This is a genomic window from Nocardia bovistercoris, from assembly GCF_015674855.1.
Classification (GTDB): domain Bacteria; phylum Actinomycetota; class Actinomycetes; order Mycobacteriales; family Mycobacteriaceae; genus Nocardia; species Nocardia bovistercoris.
In genome coordinates this window covers 1-17,257 of record NZ_JADMLG010000014.1, presented here as the reverse complement: position 1 = coordinate 17,257, position 17,257 = coordinate 1, and the positions used below count along the sequence as shown (strand labels likewise).

Annotated in this window: 17 protein-coding genes and 1 rRNA gene; 4 read left to right on the top strand and 14 right to left on the bottom strand. The window is 69.6% G+C overall.

The features are described from left to right. The first annotated feature begins 171 nt into the window (after nt 1-171). Complete coding sequence (locus IT779_RS28200) at nt 172-666, top strand: tellurite resistance TerB family protein (RefSeq protein ID WP_198429027.1); 495 nt, start codon at nt 172-174, stop codon at nt 664-666. A 44-nt stretch (nt 667-710) separates the two neighbouring features. Further along, nucleotides 711-1,889 (top strand): winged helix DNA-binding domain-containing protein, encoded by a 1,179-nt coding sequence (locus tag IT779_RS28195; protein WP_196152478.1) that lies wholly within the window; start codon nt 711-713, stop codon nt 1,887-1,889. Between the two features lie 258 nt (nt 1,890-2,147). Here IT779_RS28195 and nadC read toward each other — a convergent pair whose 3' ends face one another. Genes nadC through nadA form a run of 3 tightly spaced genes read right to left on the bottom strand, consistent with a single transcriptional unit; the run spans nt 2,148 to nt 5,823 of the window. Further along, nucleotides 2,148-3,008, bottom strand: coding sequence for a carboxylating nicotinate-nucleotide diphosphorylase (gene nadC, locus IT779_RS28190; protein ID WP_196152477.1), 861 nt, complete (start codon nt 3,006-3,008; stop codon nt 2,148-2,150). Nucleotides 3,009-3,036: 28 nt separating this feature from the next. Next, nucleotides 3,037-4,740, bottom strand: a complete 1,704-nt coding sequence (locus tag IT779_RS28185) for an L-aspartate oxidase (protein ID WP_196152476.1) — start codon at nt 4,738-4,740, stop codon at nt 3,037-3,039. Between the two features lie 39 nt (nt 4,741-4,779). After that, on the bottom strand, nt 4,780-5,823 hold the full coding sequence (gene nadA, locus IT779_RS28180; RefSeq protein ID WP_196152475.1) for a quinolinate synthase NadA: 1,044 nt from the start codon (nt 5,821-5,823) through the stop codon (nt 4,780-4,782). A 75-nt stretch (nt 5,824-5,898) separates the two neighbouring features. On the opposite strand from nadA, the gene IT779_RS28175 reads away from it, so the two are divergent. Next, nucleotides 5,899-6,657: an NUDIX hydrolase gene (locus tag IT779_RS28175; RefSeq protein ID WP_196152474.1), complete on the top strand. Its 759-nt coding sequence runs from the start codon at nt 5,899-5,901 to the stop codon at nt 6,655-6,657. Nucleotides 6,658-6,723: 66 nt separating this feature from the next. Here the strand turns inward: IT779_RS28175 and IT779_RS28170 are convergent, their stop codons facing one another. The 4 genes from IT779_RS28170 to bioB form a co-directional block, all read right to left on the bottom strand. Then, complete coding sequence (locus IT779_RS28170; RefSeq protein ID WP_196152647.1) at nt 6,724-6,897, bottom strand: hypothetical protein; 174 nt, start codon at nt 6,895-6,897, stop codon at nt 6,724-6,726. Between the two features lie 452 nt (nt 6,898-7,349). Further along, complete coding sequence (locus tag IT779_RS28165) at nt 7,350-7,997, bottom strand: DUF2567 domain-containing protein (RefSeq protein WP_196152473.1); 648 nt, start codon at nt 7,995-7,997, stop codon at nt 7,350-7,352. Further along, on the bottom strand, nt 7,997-8,224 hold the full coding sequence (bsaP, locus tag IT779_RS28160) for a biotin synthase auxiliary protein BsaP (protein WP_232542192.1): 228 nt from the start codon (nt 8,222-8,224) through the stop codon (nt 7,997-7,999). The genes IT779_RS28165 and bsaP overlap by 1 nt, the downstream gene beginning before the upstream one ends. A 9-nt stretch (nt 8,225-8,233) precedes the next feature. Beyond that, a complete protein-coding gene (gene bioB, locus IT779_RS28155) occupies nt 8,234-9,271 on the bottom strand; it encodes a biotin synthase BioB (protein ID WP_408637805.1) in 1,038 nt (345 codons plus the stop codon). A 99-nt stretch (nt 9,272-9,370) separates the two neighbouring features. On the opposite strand from bioB, the gene IT779_RS28150 reads away from it, so the two are divergent. Continuing rightward, nucleotides 9,371-9,955: a TetR/AcrR family transcriptional regulator C-terminal domain-containing protein gene (locus IT779_RS28150; protein WP_196152472.1), complete on the top strand. Its 585-nt coding sequence runs from the start codon at nt 9,371-9,373 to the stop codon at nt 9,953-9,955. 25 nt (nt 9,956-9,980) lie between these two features. Here the strand turns inward: IT779_RS28150 and IT779_RS28145 are convergent, their stop codons facing one another. The 7 genes from IT779_RS28145 to rrf form a co-directional block, all read right to left on the bottom strand. After that, nucleotides 9,981-11,198 (bottom strand): MFS transporter, encoded by a 1,218-nt coding sequence (locus tag IT779_RS28145; protein ID WP_196152471.1) that lies wholly within the window; start codon nt 11,196-11,198, stop codon nt 9,981-9,983. A gap of 82 nt (nt 11,199-11,280) precedes the next feature. Further along, a complete protein-coding gene (locus tag IT779_RS28140; protein ID WP_196152470.1) occupies nt 11,281-12,630 on the bottom strand; it encodes an LLM class flavin-dependent oxidoreductase in 1,350 nt (449 codons plus the stop codon). After that, a complete protein-coding gene (locus IT779_RS28135; protein WP_196152469.1) occupies nt 12,627-13,397 on the bottom strand; it encodes an ABC transporter ATP-binding protein in 771 nt (256 codons plus the stop codon). Before IT779_RS28135 ends, IT779_RS28140 begins: the two co-directional genes overlap by 4 nt. Then, nucleotides 13,373-14,245, bottom strand: a complete 873-nt coding sequence (locus tag IT779_RS28130; protein ID WP_196152468.1) for an ABC transporter permease — start codon at nt 14,243-14,245, stop codon at nt 13,373-13,375. The genes IT779_RS28135 and IT779_RS28130 overlap by 25 nt, the downstream gene beginning before the upstream one ends. Further along, nucleotides 14,245-15,339 carry an ABC transporter substrate-binding protein gene (locus IT779_RS28125; RefSeq protein ID WP_196152467.1) on the bottom strand — a complete coding sequence of 365 codons (1,095 nt, stop codon included), beginning with the start codon at nt 15,337-15,339 and terminating at the stop codon, nt 14,245-14,247. The genes IT779_RS28130 and IT779_RS28125 overlap by 1 nt, the downstream gene beginning before the upstream one ends. 94 nt (nt 15,340-15,433) lie before the next feature. Continuing rightward, nucleotides 15,434-16,600 carry an alpha/beta fold hydrolase gene (locus tag IT779_RS28120; RefSeq protein WP_196152466.1) on the bottom strand — a complete coding sequence of 389 codons (1,167 nt, stop codon included), beginning with the start codon at nt 16,598-16,600 and terminating at the stop codon, nt 15,434-15,436. A gap of 310 nt (nt 16,601-16,910) precedes the next feature. Further along, nucleotides 16,911-17,027, bottom strand: a 5S ribosomal RNA gene (gene rrf / locus IT779_RS28115). Nucleotides 17,028-17,257: the final 230 nt, after the last annotated feature.

Genomic DNA, 17,257 nt, shown 5'->3' with positions numbered 1-17,257 from the left:
TCCGGTGCGTCCGCCTGATCGCGGCGCCGCGACGGAACCCGATTGCCCGAGGGATTAACACCGGGCGGTTTCCGGTCGATAATGAGGCGCGCCGGTCGGACGTTTCGCCTGCCCGCGTACCGATATCGTTCGGGTCGCACGCGCGCGACCCACTCTCCGGGGAGCAAGTCGATGGCCTTCTTGAACAAGCTGGTGTCCAACGCGCACACCTTCGGCAGGCTGATGGATGTCGTCGACAAGGCGACGCAGTGGCGTAAACAACTACTGGCCAAGAAGAACGACCTGCGCGGCGGCGCCTTCCGCGACGCGGCGATGGGGATGTGCGCGCTGGTGGCGGCCGCCGACGGCGCGATCGACCCGAACGAGCGGATGCGGGTCGCCGGACTGGTCGGCAGCGAACCGGCGCTCGGCAACTTCCCGGCCGACGAACTGCGCACCCTTTTCGAGGACAACTGCGCCAGGATCACCGCCGACCCGGCCTTCGGCCGCGCGCACGTGCTGCAGCAGATCGCCAAGGTCGCGAACAAGCCGACCGAGGCCGAGGCGGTCGTGCAGATCGGCATCATGATCGGCAACGCGGACGGGAATTTCGATCAGGCCGAGGTGGCCGCGGTGCGCGAGGCGTGCCAGACCCTCGGGCTCGATCCACGCCAGTTCGGCCTGTAGAGATCCGCGCGCTCCCGACCCGCGCGCCCGGCTAGTATTCGACTGTGCGTTCGATCGACGCCGCCGAACGGCGGGCCAGGCTCGCCATCCGGCACCGGCTGGCCGCCGCAACGCGACCCGACGCGGTGGCCGATGTGGTGCGCTCGCTCGTCGTCCTGCACGCCACCGATCCGGCGACGGTATTCCTGTCCGTCGCCGCGCGTTCGCACACCGCACGCCCCGCCGATGTGGAACACGCGCTGTACGAGGAGCGTTCGCTGCTGCGGATGCTCGCCATGCGTCGCACCATGTTCGTCGCGCCGCTGGATCTGGTGCCCGCGTTGCAAGCGTCGTGCGGCCACGATCTCGCGGTCAAACAGCGACGCACCTACGGCCGGTTCATCGAACAGGCCGGCGTGGTCGACGGTGACGTCGCGAGCTGGTTGGCCGAGGTCGAGGAGCAGACGCACGCGGCGCTGCTGGCGCGCGGCGCGGCCACCGGCGCACAGTTGAGCAAGGCTGTGCCGCGCCTGCGCACACAGGTGAATCCCGCACCGGAGAAGAGCTATTCGCGTCCGGGCAACATCACCACCTGGGTGCTGGTGACGCTCGGCTGCCAGGGCCGGATCGTGCGCGGACGACCGAACGGCAGCTGGACCAGCAGCCAATACAGTTGGGCGCCGGTCGAATCCTGGCTGCCCGACGGCGTGGCCGAGCTCGCGCCGGAACACGCGCGCGCGGAACTGGTGCGCCGCTGGCTGCGCGCATTCGGTCCGGCGCCGATCACCGACATCAAATGGTGGACCGGATGGACGCTCGCCCAGGTGCGGGCCGCACTGTCGGGACTCGAAGTCGCGCAGGTCGACCTCGACGGCACCCCTGGCCTGATCCTCGCCGACGATCTCGACCCGGTCGAACCGCCCGCCCCCGGCGCCGCCCTGCTACCCGCCCTCGACCCGACCCCCATGGGCTGGCAGTCCCGCGACTGGTACCTCGGCCCGCACGCCCCACAACTGTTCGACCGCAACGGCAATATCGGCCCGAGCGTGTGGTGGGAGGGTCGCATCATCGGCGGCTGGGCGCAACGCAAGGACGGTGAACTGGTCTACCGCCTGCTCGAGGACGCGGGCGCGGAGGCGACCGCCGCGGTCGAAGCCGAAGCGGCCCGCATCACCGACTGGTACGGCGCCGTCCGCGCGATCCCCCGCTTCCGCACCCCACTGGAACGCGAACTGACCGCTTAGGATTCAGCTCCCACCACGGTGCGTGACACGATGCACCGCGCCGCCCCGAATCACGAACGGCCCGCCCACTCGAGCGCGGGCGACTCGCACGCACCACCAGCTAGCCGAGCAACAGCGGCACGAACGACACCAGCCGGGGTCCGATCACCAGCCCCGCGGCAACAACCTGCGGCCCCGAAACACAAGCGACTCTGGTCACCAGCGGCCCTGTGCACCAATGGCTCGAGCCACCAGCCATACCGAATCAGCCGCGCTTCGTCACATGTCCAGGCCGAGGTCGAGTACGCGGACCGAGTGGGTGAGCGCGCCGACCGCGAGGTAGTCGACGCCGGTTCGGGCGTAGTCGGCGGCGTCGGCGAGGCGCAGTCCGCCCGAGGATTCGAGTTCGGTGTCGGGGGCGACGGTGTTGCGGCGCTGCACCGCGGCCTGGGTCTGCCAGAGCGGGAAATTGTCCAGTAGAACGAGTTCGGCTCCTTCGGCGAGGACGGCGTCGAGCTGTTCCAGGCTGTCGACCTCGACCTCGCAGGCGATATCGGGGGCGAGCGCGCGCACCGCACGCAGCGCCGCGACCACCGACCCGGCGGCGACCACGTGGTTGTCCTTGATGAGCGCGGCGTCGCCGAGCCCCATGCGGTGGTTGACGCCGCCGCCGACCCGCACCGCGTACTTCTGCAGGGCGCGCAGGCCGGGCAGGGTCTTGCGGCTGTCGCGGATCCGGCACCGGGTGCCGTCGACCGCGTCGACCCAGGCCGCGGTCGCGGTGGCGATTCCGGACAGGTGGCAGATCAGGTTCAGCATGGTCCGTTCGGCGGTCAGCAGGTCGCGGGTCGGCGCGAGCACGGCGAGCGCGGTGTCGCCGGGCTCGAGGCGGGCGCCGTCGGCGACACGCGCGGTGACCTCGTAGTTCCCCGCGCCGATCACCTCGTCCAAGACGAGCAGCCCGATGTCGAGTCCGGCGACCACGCCGGGCGCGCGCGTGACCACCGACGCCTTGACCACCGCGTCGGCGGGCACCGTCGCCATGGTGGTCACGTCGGGGCCGTAGCGCAGGTCCTCCTCCAGCGCGGTGCGGATCAGCGCGCCGACCTCTTCGGGACGCAAGGTGGAATCCAGTGTCATGGTGCACTCCTCACGGGTTCGCCCGCGATCACGGCACGGCCACCGAGAGGTGGGGGCCGTCGGGATCGGCGGCGAGGCGGGTGGCCAGCAGCGGACCTTCCGGCGCGCCCGCCATGGGCCGCACGTCGGGATGTCCGTCGCTGTCGAGGCGGATCGGGATGCTGTGACGCAGTGCGGGATCGGCCTCGGGGTGATCGGAACGGGTATGGCAGCCGCGACTCTCGGTGCGCACGCTCGCGGCGAGCAGCATGACGCGCGCGGTCAGGGTGAGCGCGCCGTCCTCGAGGTCGGCGATGCGCTGGGCGGCGCGGATCTCCGGCGCGAGCGGCACGACGGCGGTCTCGCGGTCGCGGACGGACTGCGCGAACCGGGTGGACATGCTGCGCAGCACGGCGCGTTCCAGCCGCTGCGTCGCCTCGTCGAGTCCGTCGCGGTCCCTGACCACCCCGGCGTGCGCGGTCATCACCTGTTGCAGAGCCGCGCGGGCGACGCGCGGCATGCTGCGCACGCGCACCTCGGTGACCTCGGCCTCCACCTCGGCCCGTTCGGCGACCGCAGCGCCGACCCGCTCCCCGATCACGAGTCCTTCCAGCAGACTGTTGGAAGCGAGCCGGTTCGCGCCGTGCAGTCCGGTGCGCGCCACCTCGCCCGCCGCGTACAGGCCGGGCACGCCGGTGCGTCCGTGCGGATCGGTGACCACGCCGCCGCACTGGTAGTGCGCGGCCGGGGCGACCGGGATCAGGTCGACGCGCGGGTCGAGTCCGGCCGCAAGGCAAGAAGCGGTGATGGTCGGGAAGCGGCGGGCGAACCCGTCGAGGGCGCGCGCGTCGAGATACACGTGGTCGGACCCGAGTTCGCGCATGCGCGCCGCGATGGCCCGCGACACCACGTCGCGCGGTGCGAGGTCGCCGCGCGGATGCACGCCCGCCGTCACCGACCGGCCATCGGCGTCGACGAGTATCGCGCCCTCGCCGCGCACCGCCTCGCTGATGAGCGGACGCCGCCCGGTGCCGCCGGGGGTGTAGAGCACGGTCGGATGGAATTGCACGAATTCCAGGTCGGCGACCGCGGCGCCCGCCCACAGCGCCAACGCGACGCCGTCGGCGGTCGCGCCCGGCGGATTGGTGCTGAGCGCGTAGAGCTGTCCGAGACCGCCGGTGGCCAACAGCACCGCCGGGGTGTGCACGACGCCGAACCCCTGTTCCGACACCGCGATCACCCCGCGCACGCCACCCGGTCCGGTGACGACCTCGCAGGCCGCCGCCCCGAACAGCACCGGCAGCCCGGCCGCGTTGAGCGCGCGCTGCACCTCAGCGCCGGTGGCGTCGCCGCCCGCGTGGATGATGCGCCGGGTGCTGTGCCCGCCCTCGCGGGTCCGCGAGATCTGGCCGTCGCGCCCGAGGTCGAACACCGCGCCGAGATCGGTCAGCGCGGCCACGGCCTGCCGACCGCCCGCCACCACCGAGCGCACCGCCTCGACCTCGCACAGTCCGGCGCCCGCCGCCACGGTGTCCATGACGTGGGATTCGACGGAATCCCCGCCCGGCGCCACGACCGCGATACCGCCCTGCGCGTACTGGGTCGCGGTGTCGGTGGGTCCGCCCTTGCTCAGCACGAGCACCCGCGCGCCGCGCAGGGACGCGGTGCGCGCCGCGGTCAGTCCCGCGACGCCGCCGCCGATCACCACCAGATCGGCCGCGGTCTCCCATTCGATCGACACCGGGACCGTCACGGCGTCACACTCCTCGCCTCGCCTACCGCGCGACGGGTATCACTCGCCTCCACCGGGATTGCCGATCTCGATCATGCGCTGCACGGAACTGCGACCGCGCGCGGCGGTCTCCCGGTCCACGTGCACCTCGTCGGCGCCGTCGGTGAGGCAGCGCAGCAGGGCGGCCGGGGTGATCATCTTCATGTACTTGCAGGACGCGCGATCGTTGACGGCCTTGAAGTCGATGCCGGGCGCGGCCTTGCGCAACTGGTGCAGCATGCCGATCTCGGTCGCCACGAGCACCTGCGTCGAGGTGGCGGCGCGCGCGGCGTCGATCATGCCGCCGGTGGACAGGATGTGCACCCGCTCGGCCGGGAACGCGCCCTCGCCCGCGAGGTAGAGCGCCGATGTCGCGCAACCGCATTCGGGGTGCACGAACAGTTCGGCGTCGGGGTGGGCGCGGGCCTGTTCGGTCAGTTCGTCGCCGTTGATGCCCGCGTGCACGTGGCATTCGCCCGCCCAGATGTGCATGTTCTCCCGGCCGGTGACGCGCTTGACGTGCGCGCCGAGAAACTGGTCGGGCAGGAACAGCACCTCGCGGTCGGGGTCGATGGAAGCGACCACGTCGACGGCGTTCGAGGACGTACAGCAGATGTCGGTGAGCGCCTTCACCTCGGCGGTGGTGTTCACGTACGAGACCACGACCGCGTTCGGGAATTCGGCCTTCCACGCGCGCAGTTCGTCGGCGCTGATGGAATCGGCCAGCGAGCAGCCCGCCCGCTGGTCCGGGATCAGGACGGTCTTGTCCGGGCTGAGGATCTTCGCCGTCTCGGCCATGAAGTGCACGCCGCAGAACACGATGGTGTCCTCGGGCGCCTCGGCCGCGATGCGCGAGAGCGCCAGCGAGTCGCCGACGTGGTCGGCCACGTCCTGGATCTCGGGCAGCTGATAGTTGTGCGCCAGGATCGTGGCGCCGCGCTGCCGCGCGAGCCGCTCGACCTCGTTCGCCCATTCGGGCGAAGCCTCGACGCCCCCGTATCCGAACGGTCCGTCGATCACGTGTTCCATCAGCGCGGGCGCTGTGTTCGCACCTGTCGTCGCCATGATGGCTCCTCTCTCGTGCGATCGGCAACCTCGCCGATTCGCACCCAACCAGGTTTTCGACTTACAATCGAAAACGTGGCCCATAGTAGCACCATCCACGAAACGCTCACCGCCGTGTTCCAGGTTCGCCGCTTCCGCACCGACATCTGCGCAGGTAGCAGCGTCGCCGACCCCGCGGAGACGGGCTCGCCCGCACCTCGGTCCAGCGCGCGCACCGAACTGGCGGTACTGCTGTGGGAACGCGCGCTCGACCCGCAGAAGGACACCTGGTCCCTACCCGGGGGCCGCCTGCGCGACACCGAGGACCTCGACGACTCCGCGCGCCGCCAACTCGCCGAGAAGGTGGACGTGCGCGAACTTGCCCACCTCGAACAGCTCGCGGTGTTCAGCGCGCCCGACCGCGTGCCCGCGCCGCGCCGCATCGCCTCGGCCTACCTCGGCCTCGTTCCCCTCACCGCCGACCCGAAACTGCCCGACGACACCACCTGGCATCCGGTCTCGGCGCTGCCGACCATGTCCTTCGACCACGGCGTCGTCGCGAACCACGCGCGCACCCGACTGGCCGCGAAACTGTCCTACACGAATATCGCCTTCGCACTCGCCCCCGGCACCTTCACCATGTCCACACTGCGGGCGATCTATTGCGCCGCACTCGGTTACGACGTGGACACCACCAACCTGCAACGGGTGCTCTCACGCCGCAAGGTGATCACCCCCACCGGCGAGACCGCCGCGCCGGGCCGCGCGGGCGGACGCCCCGCCGCCCTCTACCGCTTCAGCGACACCGGCATCCGCGTCACCGACGAATTCGCGGCGCTGCGCCCACCGACCTGAACCGTTCCGAATGCGGCCCCGCGCACCGCGATGCCCAGGGCCGCAGCGTAATTCCGCTGTCCGCGTTCAGGATTCGTGCGCCCGCTTGCGATGCTTCGCACCGCGACGGTACTTGCGCTTGTTGCGCACCGGCTGCGCGGCACTGCTCTGCCGCAGCGCCTGACGCCACCGCCACGCCGCCAGATCCGGACGCTCACCGGCGTTCTCGGCCACCGGCACGTCTCTCGTGGATTTCGTCACCGGCCCTCCCTCGCCTCCAATTCCTCGTTCGACGGTAACTCGCGACGCGCGAGCATTCCATCGAATTTCGAGCGCGGGCCCCGCTCGCGAACCCAGGGCGGCCGACCCCACGCCTGCACGTCGTCCCACCTCCCTCGCAACGCGCGCATCAACGAACGACCATCCGCGAGTCACTCCGATCGGAGCGACCACCGACCCGTCGGTCGTCGGTCGACCGTCATCGCGGCCCGGTCAGGACTTTTCGCCGCGCGCAGCACCCGCACGCGATCTCGGCGTTCAGTCGCACGGCGGGGTCGTAAGCGACATCCCACAGCGTCATCGCGTCGTCGGGGCCCGTGCCCGTCAGGATCCTGTCGTCGGCGGAGAAACCGATCTGCTGAGCCGACCCGATCCGCGGCGGCGCGCCGAGAACACCATCCGGATATCCGGACCGGAATCACCCGGCCGTCGGCTCAGCGCACGGAACGGCTCTGCGGCAGCGGATCGCTTTCGTAGGGGCCGTACTGGATCAAACCGCCCGGGGCGCCATCGGGCGCGTTCGGTCCGTAGCGCGGCACCGGACCGCGCGCACCGAAGGCGCCGGTGTAACCGGTGCCGAGATCCTCGCGCGGACTCAACGCGGCCAGGAAAAGCACCACGATCGAGGCGATGAGCGGCTGTACGATCAGGGCGAGCGCGCTGCCGAGCACCGGTGCGATCGTGATGATCTGCCCCACCGGCGGGTCGTCGGGTCGCGGATGCTGCCATTCGGCCACCGCCTCCCCGAACAGCCGCATCGCGAACGCGCCGAGCAGCGATCCGACGAGCAAGCCGACCTGCAACAGCGGACCACGCGCGGTACGCAACCGCCACGCGCCCGCCGCCGAGACCACGCCGATGGCCGCGCCGAGGCAGGCGAAGATGGCCAGCGCGTCGAACTGGTGCACGCTCTCGCCGGTGAGCGCGGAACCGCGTCCCGGCTGGGTGACCAGCAATTGTTCGGCGGGGGCGATGACCCCCCAGAGCACTCCGCCGATGACGCCGGTGCACACGACCCCGGCGACGACCAGCAGTGCCGCCCCCACCTCGCGCCGCAGTCCGCTCCGCTCGGCGGCCCCCACTAGCGGCGTTCCAGCTTCGCCGACTCGAGCAGCCCGTGTCGGGAGCAGCGCGCCCACCAACCGTCCGGGCTCACCTGCACCACCATGCGACGCCCGCACTGCTCGCAGTAGCGCGGCGGCTCGAGGCCGAGTGCCGCGGCGGCCGGGATCGCCTCGTCGTGTCCCGGCACCACCGGTTCGCCGGTGAACGGGTTGTAGCGCGCGTCCATATCCATGACATTACTCATGGTCTTCGCTCACAGCGTTTCGTTGAGCGCCTTGATCGGCATCTTCAGCTCGCCGAGCAGATCGAGGTCGGCTTCGGCGGGCCGCCCGAGGGTGGTGAGGTAGTTGCCGACGATGACGGCGTTGATGCCGCCGAGGATGCCCTGCCGCGCGCCCAGATCGCCGAGGGTGATCTCACGACCGCCCGCGAACCGCAACATGGTGCGCGGCAACGCGAGTCGGAAGGCGGCGACCGCGCGCAGCGCGTCGGCGGCGGGCAGGACCTCGAGGTCGCCGAAGGGGGTGCCTGGGCGCGGGTTGAGGAAGTTCAGCGGCACCTCGTCCGGGTCGAGCGCGGCCAGGTTCGCGGCGAATTCCGCGCGCTGCTCCAGCGTTTCGCCCATCCCGAGGATGCCGCCGCAGCAGACCTCCATACCGGCCTCGCGCACCATGCGCAGGGTGTCCCAGCGTTCGGCCCAGGTGTGGGTGGTGACCACGTTCGGGAAGTACGACTCGGCGGTCTCCAGGTTGTGGTTGTACCGGTGCACACCCATCGCGGCGAGCTGTTCGACCTGCTCCTGCGTGAGCATGCCGAGCGAGCAGGCGACCTGGATGTCGACCTCGTTGCGAATCGCCTCGACACCCGCGGCGACCTGCGCCATCAGCCGCTCGTCGGGACCGCGCACGGCGGCGACGATGCAGAACTCGGTCGCGCCGGTCTTCGCGGTCTGCTTGGCGGCCTCGACCAGGCTCGGAATGTCGAGCCAAGCGGCGCGCACCGGCGACTGGAAGAGCCCCGACTGCGAGCAGAAATGGCAGTCCTCCGGGCAACCGCCCGTCTTGAGCGAGATGATGCCCTCGACCTCGACCTCGGGACCGCACCACCGCATCCGGACCTCGTGGGCGAGCGCGAGCAGTTCCTCGAGCCGGTCGTCCCCGAGGCGCAGCACCTCTAGGGTCTGCTCCTGGCTCAGCCCTTCGCCGCCCTCGAGCACCTGCTCACGGGCGACGGCGAGAATGTCGGCGTCGGCCGAGGTGGGCCGCGCGGGGGTCACGGATGCCTGCGTCACGGTGCGAATCCCTTCGTCCGGCCGAGGTGGCCGTGCAACTTGAACGGTGTTCAGGCTAGGGTAGCGCCGGACAGGGAGTCAAACACCGGGAGGCGACTCGTGCAGTTGCACAGAGCGGACGTCGTCGATGGCGCGATCGCCATACTCGACGGATACGGACTGGCCGACCTGACGATGCGGCGCCTCGCCGCCTCACTCCAGGTCCAACCCGGCGCCCTCTACTGGCACTTCCCCAACAAACAGGCCCTCCTCGGCGCCGTGGCCGACCGAATCCTCACCCCCATGGACGACCCGGTCACCACCGCCGACTGGCCCGACCAGCTCACCGAACTGGCCCACCGCCTCCGCGACTGCCTACTGGCCTACCGAGACGGCGCCGAACTCGTCTCGGCCACCTACGCCTCCCGCCTGACCACGAGCAAAGGCCGCGAACGCATGGTCAGCGCCGTACTCCGCGCCGGAATGCCGCGCCAGGAAGCCGAATCCACCGCCTACACCCTCCTCTACTACGTACTGGGCCACACCGTGGACGAACAGTCCCGCATCCAAATGGACTCCGCGGGCGCCCTCCCCGAGACCACCTCCCCCCTGGACGAAACCACCAACCCCACAGCCCGATTCGACTTCGCCCTGAACCTGTTCGTAGGCGGCATCCGCCACCTCCTCGGCACCCACGCCCGCTGACCCGTCCACTCGAACACGACCACCATCACAACTTCCGCGACACCACATCCCCACCCGCGGGCACCCCGGGGAACCACCGCCGCATCGCCTCCGCCCCCGCAACCGACACCACCGCCACCACAACCGCCGCGCCTCCGAGTGCCACCGCCCCGACAACCCCCACGGCGACCGGCCCGAAGAGATAGCCGAGATCGTGGGCCAACCGCCACGCCCCGAGAAATTCGGCCCGCTTCCCCACCGGCGCCACATCGGCCCCAACGGTCATGATCAACCCGTTGCTGAGTCCGTTGGCGACACCGAGCACCACCGCCGCCGCACCGACCGTCACCGCGGTCGAGGTCAGCGGCAGCAGCCCGTACCCGACCGCGAACAGGACCATCGCGGGAACACCGGTCGCCCGCCTGCCATACCGATCGATCCACACCCCCGCCGGATACGACATCACCACGTCCACCGCACCGGCCACGCCGAAGATCAGACTGGTGGTAGCCGCACCGACCCCGACATGCGCGGCCCACAACGGCAGCAACGTCACCCGAGCCGCCCGAGCCGCACCGGTCACCAACGCCGCCGCCCCCAAAGTCCCCAGCACCCTGCGGTTCTCGGCGATCACCACCGACATGGACCGTTCCGAGGCATCGGCACGCTCCCCGTCGGGCGTAGCGATCGACATCATGGCGGCCGCCGACACCACCGTCGCACCGAGCTGCAACCACAGCGCACCGTTCGGCCCGACCGCGTGCACCGGCCCCGCCCCGAGAAACGGACCGCAGAACGTACCGAACCGCGAGGCCCCCGCCATCAACGACAACGCGCGACCGCGTCGCGCACGCGGCACCACCGCAACCAGATACGACTGCCGCGCCAGCCCCCACACAGCCCCGGACACCCCGATCAACACCATCCCGACCGCGAACATCCCGATATTCGGCGCGCAAGCGGCCGCCACCACACCGACCACGCCGACCAGCGACCCCGCCGCGACCGCCCCGCGTTCCCCGATGCGCGCCACGATCGAACCGGCGGGCAGATCCGCGAGCACCATCCCCAACCCGGTGAGCGCCACGATGATGCCCGCCGCGGCCGCCGAAACGCCCAGGTCGAGCGCGCGCAGCACGTACATCGGCGCCGCCGCGCCGTACCCGGTGCTGTAGACCGCCATCGGCACGAACACCGTCCACGTCAGCCTGCGCAGCGGAAACGGTTCCGACAGTTCGGGATCGACGCGGGCGGACCCGCTCATCGGCTGCTCACCACACGGTCGGTGACCGATCCCGGCACGGAAGACCGGTCACCGACCATGGCATTACAGCACGCTCCGGCACTCACCGAGCCAGCGCGGGCTGCTGCGCGAAACCGCTCTCCGGGCGGGTGAGACCGAAATGGTCGCGCAGGGTGGTCCCGGTGTATTCGGTGCGGAAGATGCCGCGCCGCTGCAGAATCGGCACCACCGACTCGGCGAACACCTCGAGCCCGCCGGGATAGTAGGGCGGCATGACATTGAATCCGTCGGCGGCGCCGTCGCGGAACCATTCCTCGATGGTGTCGGCCACCTGCTCCGGGGTCCCCGCGAACACCCGATGCCCGCGCGCACCCGCGAGCCGGTGCAGCAGTCCGCGCACGGTGGGCCGCTCACGCTGCACGATACCGGCGACCACCTGACGGCGACTGCGGTCGTTGTCGGTGACATCGCCCGCGTCACTGAACAATTCGAGTGGAATCGGCTCGTCGAGATCCAGATGCCGCAGACTCGTGTTCGCCAGTCCCTCGAGCTGCTTCAGCCCGTATTCCGGCACCGTGAGCTCGTTGAACTCGCGTTCGAGCCGCTTGGCGCCCGCCTCGGTGTCGGCGATGAACGGACTGATGCCGGGCAGGATCTTGACCTGGTCGGGCGTGCGACCGAATTCCCGCGCCTTGGCTTTGATGTCGGCATAGAACGCCTGCGCGTCCTCGAGCCGCTGATGCGCGGTGAAGATCGCCTCGGCGTACTTGCCCGCGAACGCCCGCCCCTCGTTGGAGGCGCCCGCCTGCACGAGCACCGGCCGCCCCTGCGGCGTGCGCGGCGCGTTGAACGGCCCGCGCACCTTCAAATACGCACCGGCGAAATCGATCCGGTGGATCTTGTCGGTGTCCGCGTACACGCCGGACTCGCGGTCGAGCACGATCGCGTCGTCCTCCCAGCTGTCCCACAGCGCGACCACCGCGTCCACGAATTCCCGTGCCCTGGCGTAACGTTCGGCGTGGTCGGGGTGGCTGTCGAGCCCGAAGTTCGCCGCCGCCAGATCGGTTCCGGTGGTGACGATGTTCCAGCCCGCGCGTCCGCCCGAGATGTGGTCGAGCGTGGAGAACAGCCGCGCCAGGTTGTACGGCTCGTAATAGGTGGTGGACGCGGTCGCGATCAACCCGAGATGGGTTGTGGCGGTGGCGATCGCGGTCAGCAGCGTAATCGGCTCGAGTCCGGAGGCGGCGTTGTGCTTGACCTCGGTGCGCAGCGCCGGACCGTCGGCGAAGAACACCGCGTCCAGTTTCGCGGCTTCCGCGGTGCGCCCGATCTCCTGGTAGTAGCGCACATCGTAGATCCGGTCCGGCCTGCTCCACGGGTGCCGCCAGGCGGCCTCGTGGTGTCCGGAGGGGTAGATGAAGGCATTGAGGCTGAGCTGACGTAGCTCGGTCATGAGGCGGTCTTCGCTTCCTCGCGAGAGTTCGATGGCACGGTGTCGACGCCGAGCCCGGCCAGCAGCGCTTCGCGCAGCCGGACGAATTCGGGGTCGCCGTGGCGGCGCGGGCGCGGCAGGTCGACGCGCCGGTCGAGGGTGATGCGGCCCTCGTCGAGGACCAGCACCCGGTCGGCGAGCAGCACGGCCTCGTCGACATCGTGGGTGACCAGCAGGACGGCGGGCTTGTGTTCGGCGCACAACACCTGCAACAGGGCATGCATCTTGATCCGCGTCAGCGCGTCGAGTGCGCCGAAGGGTTCGTCGGCGAGCAGCAGTCGCGGTTCCCTGACCAGCGAGCGCGCCAACGCGACCCGCTGCTGTTCACCACCGGACAACTCCTTGGGCCAGGCCCGCTCCCGCCCCGCGAGACCGACCTCGGCCAACGCGGTGCGCCCCCTGGCGTCCGCGTCGGAACCGCGCAGCCCGAGCGTCACGTTCTCCAGCACCCGCGACCACGGCAGCAACCGCGAATCCTGGAACACCACGGCGCGTTCGGCGGGCACCGTCAGTTCACCGGAACCCGGTACGTCGTGGTCGAGTTCGGCCAGCGCCCGCAGCAGCGTGCTCTTACCGGAACCACTGCGCCCGAGCAGCGCGACGAACTCGCCGCGCGCGATATCGATGTCGATGTCACGCAACACCACCCGCTCACCGAAGCCGCGGCTCAGCTTGCGCAGCCGCACGACGCTGCCGGAATCGCTCAGCCTCCCAACGTCTGTCGCCACGACAGCGCCCTCCTCTCCGACACCCGAACGGCGATATCGCCGAACAGTCCGAGCAGGCCGTAGATCACCAGGCCGACCACGATCACATCGATCTGGCCGTAGGTGCGCGCCTGCGTCATGAGATAGCCGATGCCGCTGGTGGCGTTGACCTGCTCGACCACGACAAGCGCCAGCCACGCGATGGTCACCGCAAGCCGCAGGCCGGTGAAGAAGCCGGGCAGCGAACCGGGCAGCGCCACCCGCCGGACGAACTCCCAACGCGAAAGTCCAACGGTCTGCGCCAATTCCACATAGCGGGCGTCCACGCTGCGCAGTTGGGCGTGGGTGTTGATGTAGATCGGGATCGCAACGCTGGTGGTGATGACGATGAGTTTCATCTCCTCGCCGATGCCGAACCACACGATGAACAGCGGGATCAGCGCCAGCGTCGGAATCGCGCGCTTGATCTGGATCGGCCCGTCCACCAGCGCCTCACCGATCCGGCTCAGGCCCGCGACCAGGGCGAGCACCAGACCGACGAGCACACCGATGCCGAGCCCGAGCCCGGCCCGCTGCAGCGAGGTGAGCAGATTCGATTGCAGGCGACCGTCGGCGATCAGGTCGCCTGCGGTCTCGGCCACCGTCCACGGCGCGGGCAACGTCTCGGCGTCGATACTGCCCGTGGCCGACCCGATCACCCAGGCCAGCACCAGCAGCACGGGACCGATCCCGATGCCGAACGGGATCGGACGCCCGGGCCCGAGCCGACGACGGCCCGGTTTGCGCTGCGCGAGCACCGGATCAGCCTCCGCGCGGCGCAACACGGGCAGTCTGCCGAGGAATCCCGCCTCGACGGTGCGAATGGCCATCAGCTCTTCTTCCGTTCGAACGAGGCGCCTATCTCGGTCACCGTCTGCGTGATGACCGCGTCGAAGCGCAGGTCGAATCCGTCGGTGGCCTTGATCTTGCGGGGCAGTTCACCGGCCGCGTCGATCAGATCGATGGTGGACTGCTGACGATCCACCAGCGCCTGATCCAGATGCGGGAAGGTGAAGACGCCGAAGGATTCCACGATCCGCTTGGCGTCCTCCGGACTCACCTTCTGGTTGTCCACGTAGTACCGCTGCGCGAACTCCTGCGGATGCGTGTTCACCCACTGGTACGCGCGCACGTAGGCCGCCACGAGCAGCCGGGTCGCCGCGGCCTTGGCCGGGTCCTGCACCACCGCGCGCCGCGCGTACAGATACGCCAGGCCGGGATAGATCCCCGTGGTCTCGGCATCCGGGATCAGCGTGGTTCCCTGAGTGCGCAGGAACCGCGTGACGTTCGGCTCGAGCAGCGGTGCGACGTCGACCTGTCCGGTGCGCACGGCGTCGAGGAACTCCGCGAGCTGCAAGCGGATCAGTTCCACGTCGCCGGTCTTCAAGCCCGCCTTGTCCAGCGCGCGCAGCACCGCGGCCTGCTGGGCGGTGCCCTCGGCGTAGGCGATCTTCTTGCCCTTCAGATCCGCCAATCGGGTGATCGAACGCCCCGGCGCCACCGCGAGTTTCATCGCCTCGGGCGCGGTCTGGTAGGCGGCGATGATCGGCACGTCCTGCTTGGCCGCCAGCGCGTGGATGGGCGGTACGTCGCCGACCGGTGCCACGTCGGCGGCCTCGGCGCGGAACGCCTCGAGAATCGCCGGTCCGCCGATGAAATTGGCGAATTCGACCTTGAACGGCAGTTTGTCCAGCTCGCCGGACAGCCGCAGCGCCTGCTGGAGCCGTTCGGACTGGTCGGCCACGGTCAGGGTGGTGCCCGCCGGGACCTCGGTCGGCAGCGGGGCATCGGCGGATCCGGTACCGACCGGGTCGTCATTGCTCGCGCACCCGGCGAGCCCGAGGCTCGCGACGGTGGCCACGGTGAGCAACGCGGCGATAGCGCGGCCGCGGAGGCCGCCCGGGAAAGAGCGTGGTCGATACATAGGCGCGATTGAATCAAAACCGCCCGGTCCGTAATACCGTTTGATTTCCGCTGATTCGAACTGTGGGGTTGCTCGAAGCCGCGAAAGCTTCCGCTCAGCGCGGTGCTGCGGAGGTTCCCGTCGCCCTCGCTTGGTTCTGATAGCGCTGGACGAACGGCAATACCTGCTCGGTGATCACCCGGTTGTATTCGGCAGGTCGCTGCCGCGGATTGGCGTGCCCGGTATTGCGCGGGAAGGCCACGAGCAGCGAACCGTCCTCGCCACCGACCTGATCGACCAGCACCCGGTGCGAATAGGCGACGTCAACGACATTGTCGGCCGACGGATCGCGCGGACGCAGGAAAACGATGGCCGGACGCGGCTTTCCGTGCACCGGCTCCGACAGCGCGCGCAGATCGTTGACCGCGCCGCCCGCGACGATCGCGAGGAACTGCGCCTCGATCAACCCGTTGCTTGCCACGTCCTCGGACAGGATCTTCTCCCGCACGACCTCCTCGACCACCCCCTCGAGCCGATCGCCGCGCACACCGGGCAGCCCCCACTCCGAGACATCCATGAATTGCTCTCTGCGCGCGTAGGACTCGACCACGATCCGCAGCCCGCGACTCTCCCGCGCTCCCGGCAGCCAGCGCATCCACCGCACCATGTCCTCGCCGCGTCCGCGACTCTCGGTCCTGACCGCGTTCAAATCCATCGGCGTGCAGTCCAACAGCACCGCGACCAGTCGCCGGTCACCGTCGGTGTGAATATGCTTGCCCACCTCCAGGGCGATCACCCCGCCCATGCTGTGCCCGACCAGGATCACGTTCTTCATGCCCGACATCACGGCCGCGCGGGTGATCAACTCCGCGATCACCTTGGTGTCGATACCGCGATTGTCGTACCTGATCGCCCACACCACACCCATCCGGCGCAGCGACGGCAACGACGCGGCGGTGTCACTGGCATTGAGCCCGCCGAGCCCGACCATGTCGACGACGACGGTGTCCCAGTTCCTGTCGTCCGCCGGTGTCGCGACAGGCAGCACCGACGGCTCGGTTCTGGCCAACCGAGCGCGTTCGGGCGCCACGTCGATCGACCAGTACTGGACGAAGACGACGAGCACGACGACGAGCAGCGCGGCCGCCCGCACCAGTATCGTCCCGGTCCGGCGCCACGCCGTGCGATCGGGCCCGCGGCGGGTATCCCGCAGTCGGGCCCTGCGACGGGCGTCGTCCCAGTCCGAGACCGTGGACGGGTGCCGTTCCTCCCACGGCGACATCACTCCACTGTGCCTCCTTCCCACTGCCACCGCCTCCCGAAGGAGCGGGCCGGTAGTCCGGACTCCGATCACACTCGGGACGCGCGGAACACAACATCTGCCGCGATACCCATCGCGACGCGGCTGAATCGTGGGTAGGCGAAGGATCTGCCGTGGGAGAGCGCACTGCTCGATTCGTCCCGGAAACAGCGGGCGAAGGGAAGGGAACGAGAACCGACCAGCATCGACGAATCGCGCTGGGAGCGGCGGAAATGGTCTTGAAATGGGTGTGGCCCCCGACCAGAAGGTCGGGGGCCACACTCGAATGATGTTCCGGCGGTGTCCTACTCTCCCACACCCTGTCGAGTGCAGTACCATCGGCGCTGGCAGGCTTAGCTTCCGGGTTCGGAATGGGACCGGGCGTTTCCCTACCGCTATAGCCGCCGTAACACTGTGAAACCAACCACCACCCCACCACCACGACACCAGGAACGGTACAGGACCTCGGATCTACTCCTCGGACCCGCACTCCCCCCGGTCGGGGAAAGGGGTGATCGTGTGTTGTTTCAGATACCACACAGTGGACGCACATTCTTTGTCTTGGTAAGCCCTCGGCCTATTAGTACCAGTCACCTACACCCGTTACCGGACTTCCAGTTCTGGCCTATCAACCCCATC

Excerpts from the sequence above, each read along its gene's own strand:
- IT779_RS28200 (WP_198429027.1), top strand. The coding sequence starts at position 172 with ATGGCCTTCTTGAACAAGCTGGTGTCCAACGCGCACACCTTCGGCAGG.
- nadC (WP_196152477.1), bottom strand. The coding sequence starts at position 3,008 with ATGACACTGGATTCCACCTTGCGTCCCGAAGAGGTCGGCGCGCTGATC.
- nadA (WP_196152475.1), bottom strand. The coding sequence starts at position 5,823 with ATGGCGACGACAGGTGCGAACACAGCGCCCGCGCTGATGGAACACGTG.
- bsaP (WP_232542192.1), bottom strand. The coding sequence starts at position 8,224 with ATGAGTAATGTCATGGATATGGACGCGCGCTACAACCCGTTCACCGGC.
- IT779_RS28145 (WP_196152471.1), bottom strand. The coding sequence starts at position 11,198 with ATGAGCGGGTCCGCCCGCGTCGATCCCGAACTGTCGGAACCGTTTCCG.
- IT779_RS28140 (WP_196152470.1), bottom strand. The coding sequence starts at position 12,630 with ATGACCGAGCTACGTCAGCTCAGCCTCAATGCCTTCATCTACCCCTCC.
- IT779_RS28130 (WP_196152468.1), bottom strand. The coding sequence starts at position 14,245 with ATGGCCATTCGCACCGTCGAGGCGGGATTCCTCGGCAGACTGCCCGTG.
- IT779_RS28125 (WP_196152467.1), bottom strand. The coding sequence starts at position 15,339 with ATGTATCGACCACGCTCTTTCCCGGGCGGCCTCCGCGGCCGCGCTATC.
- IT779_RS28120 (WP_196152466.1), bottom strand. The coding sequence starts at position 16,600 with ATGTCGCCGTGGGAGGAACGGCACCCGTCCACGGTCTCGGACTGGGAC.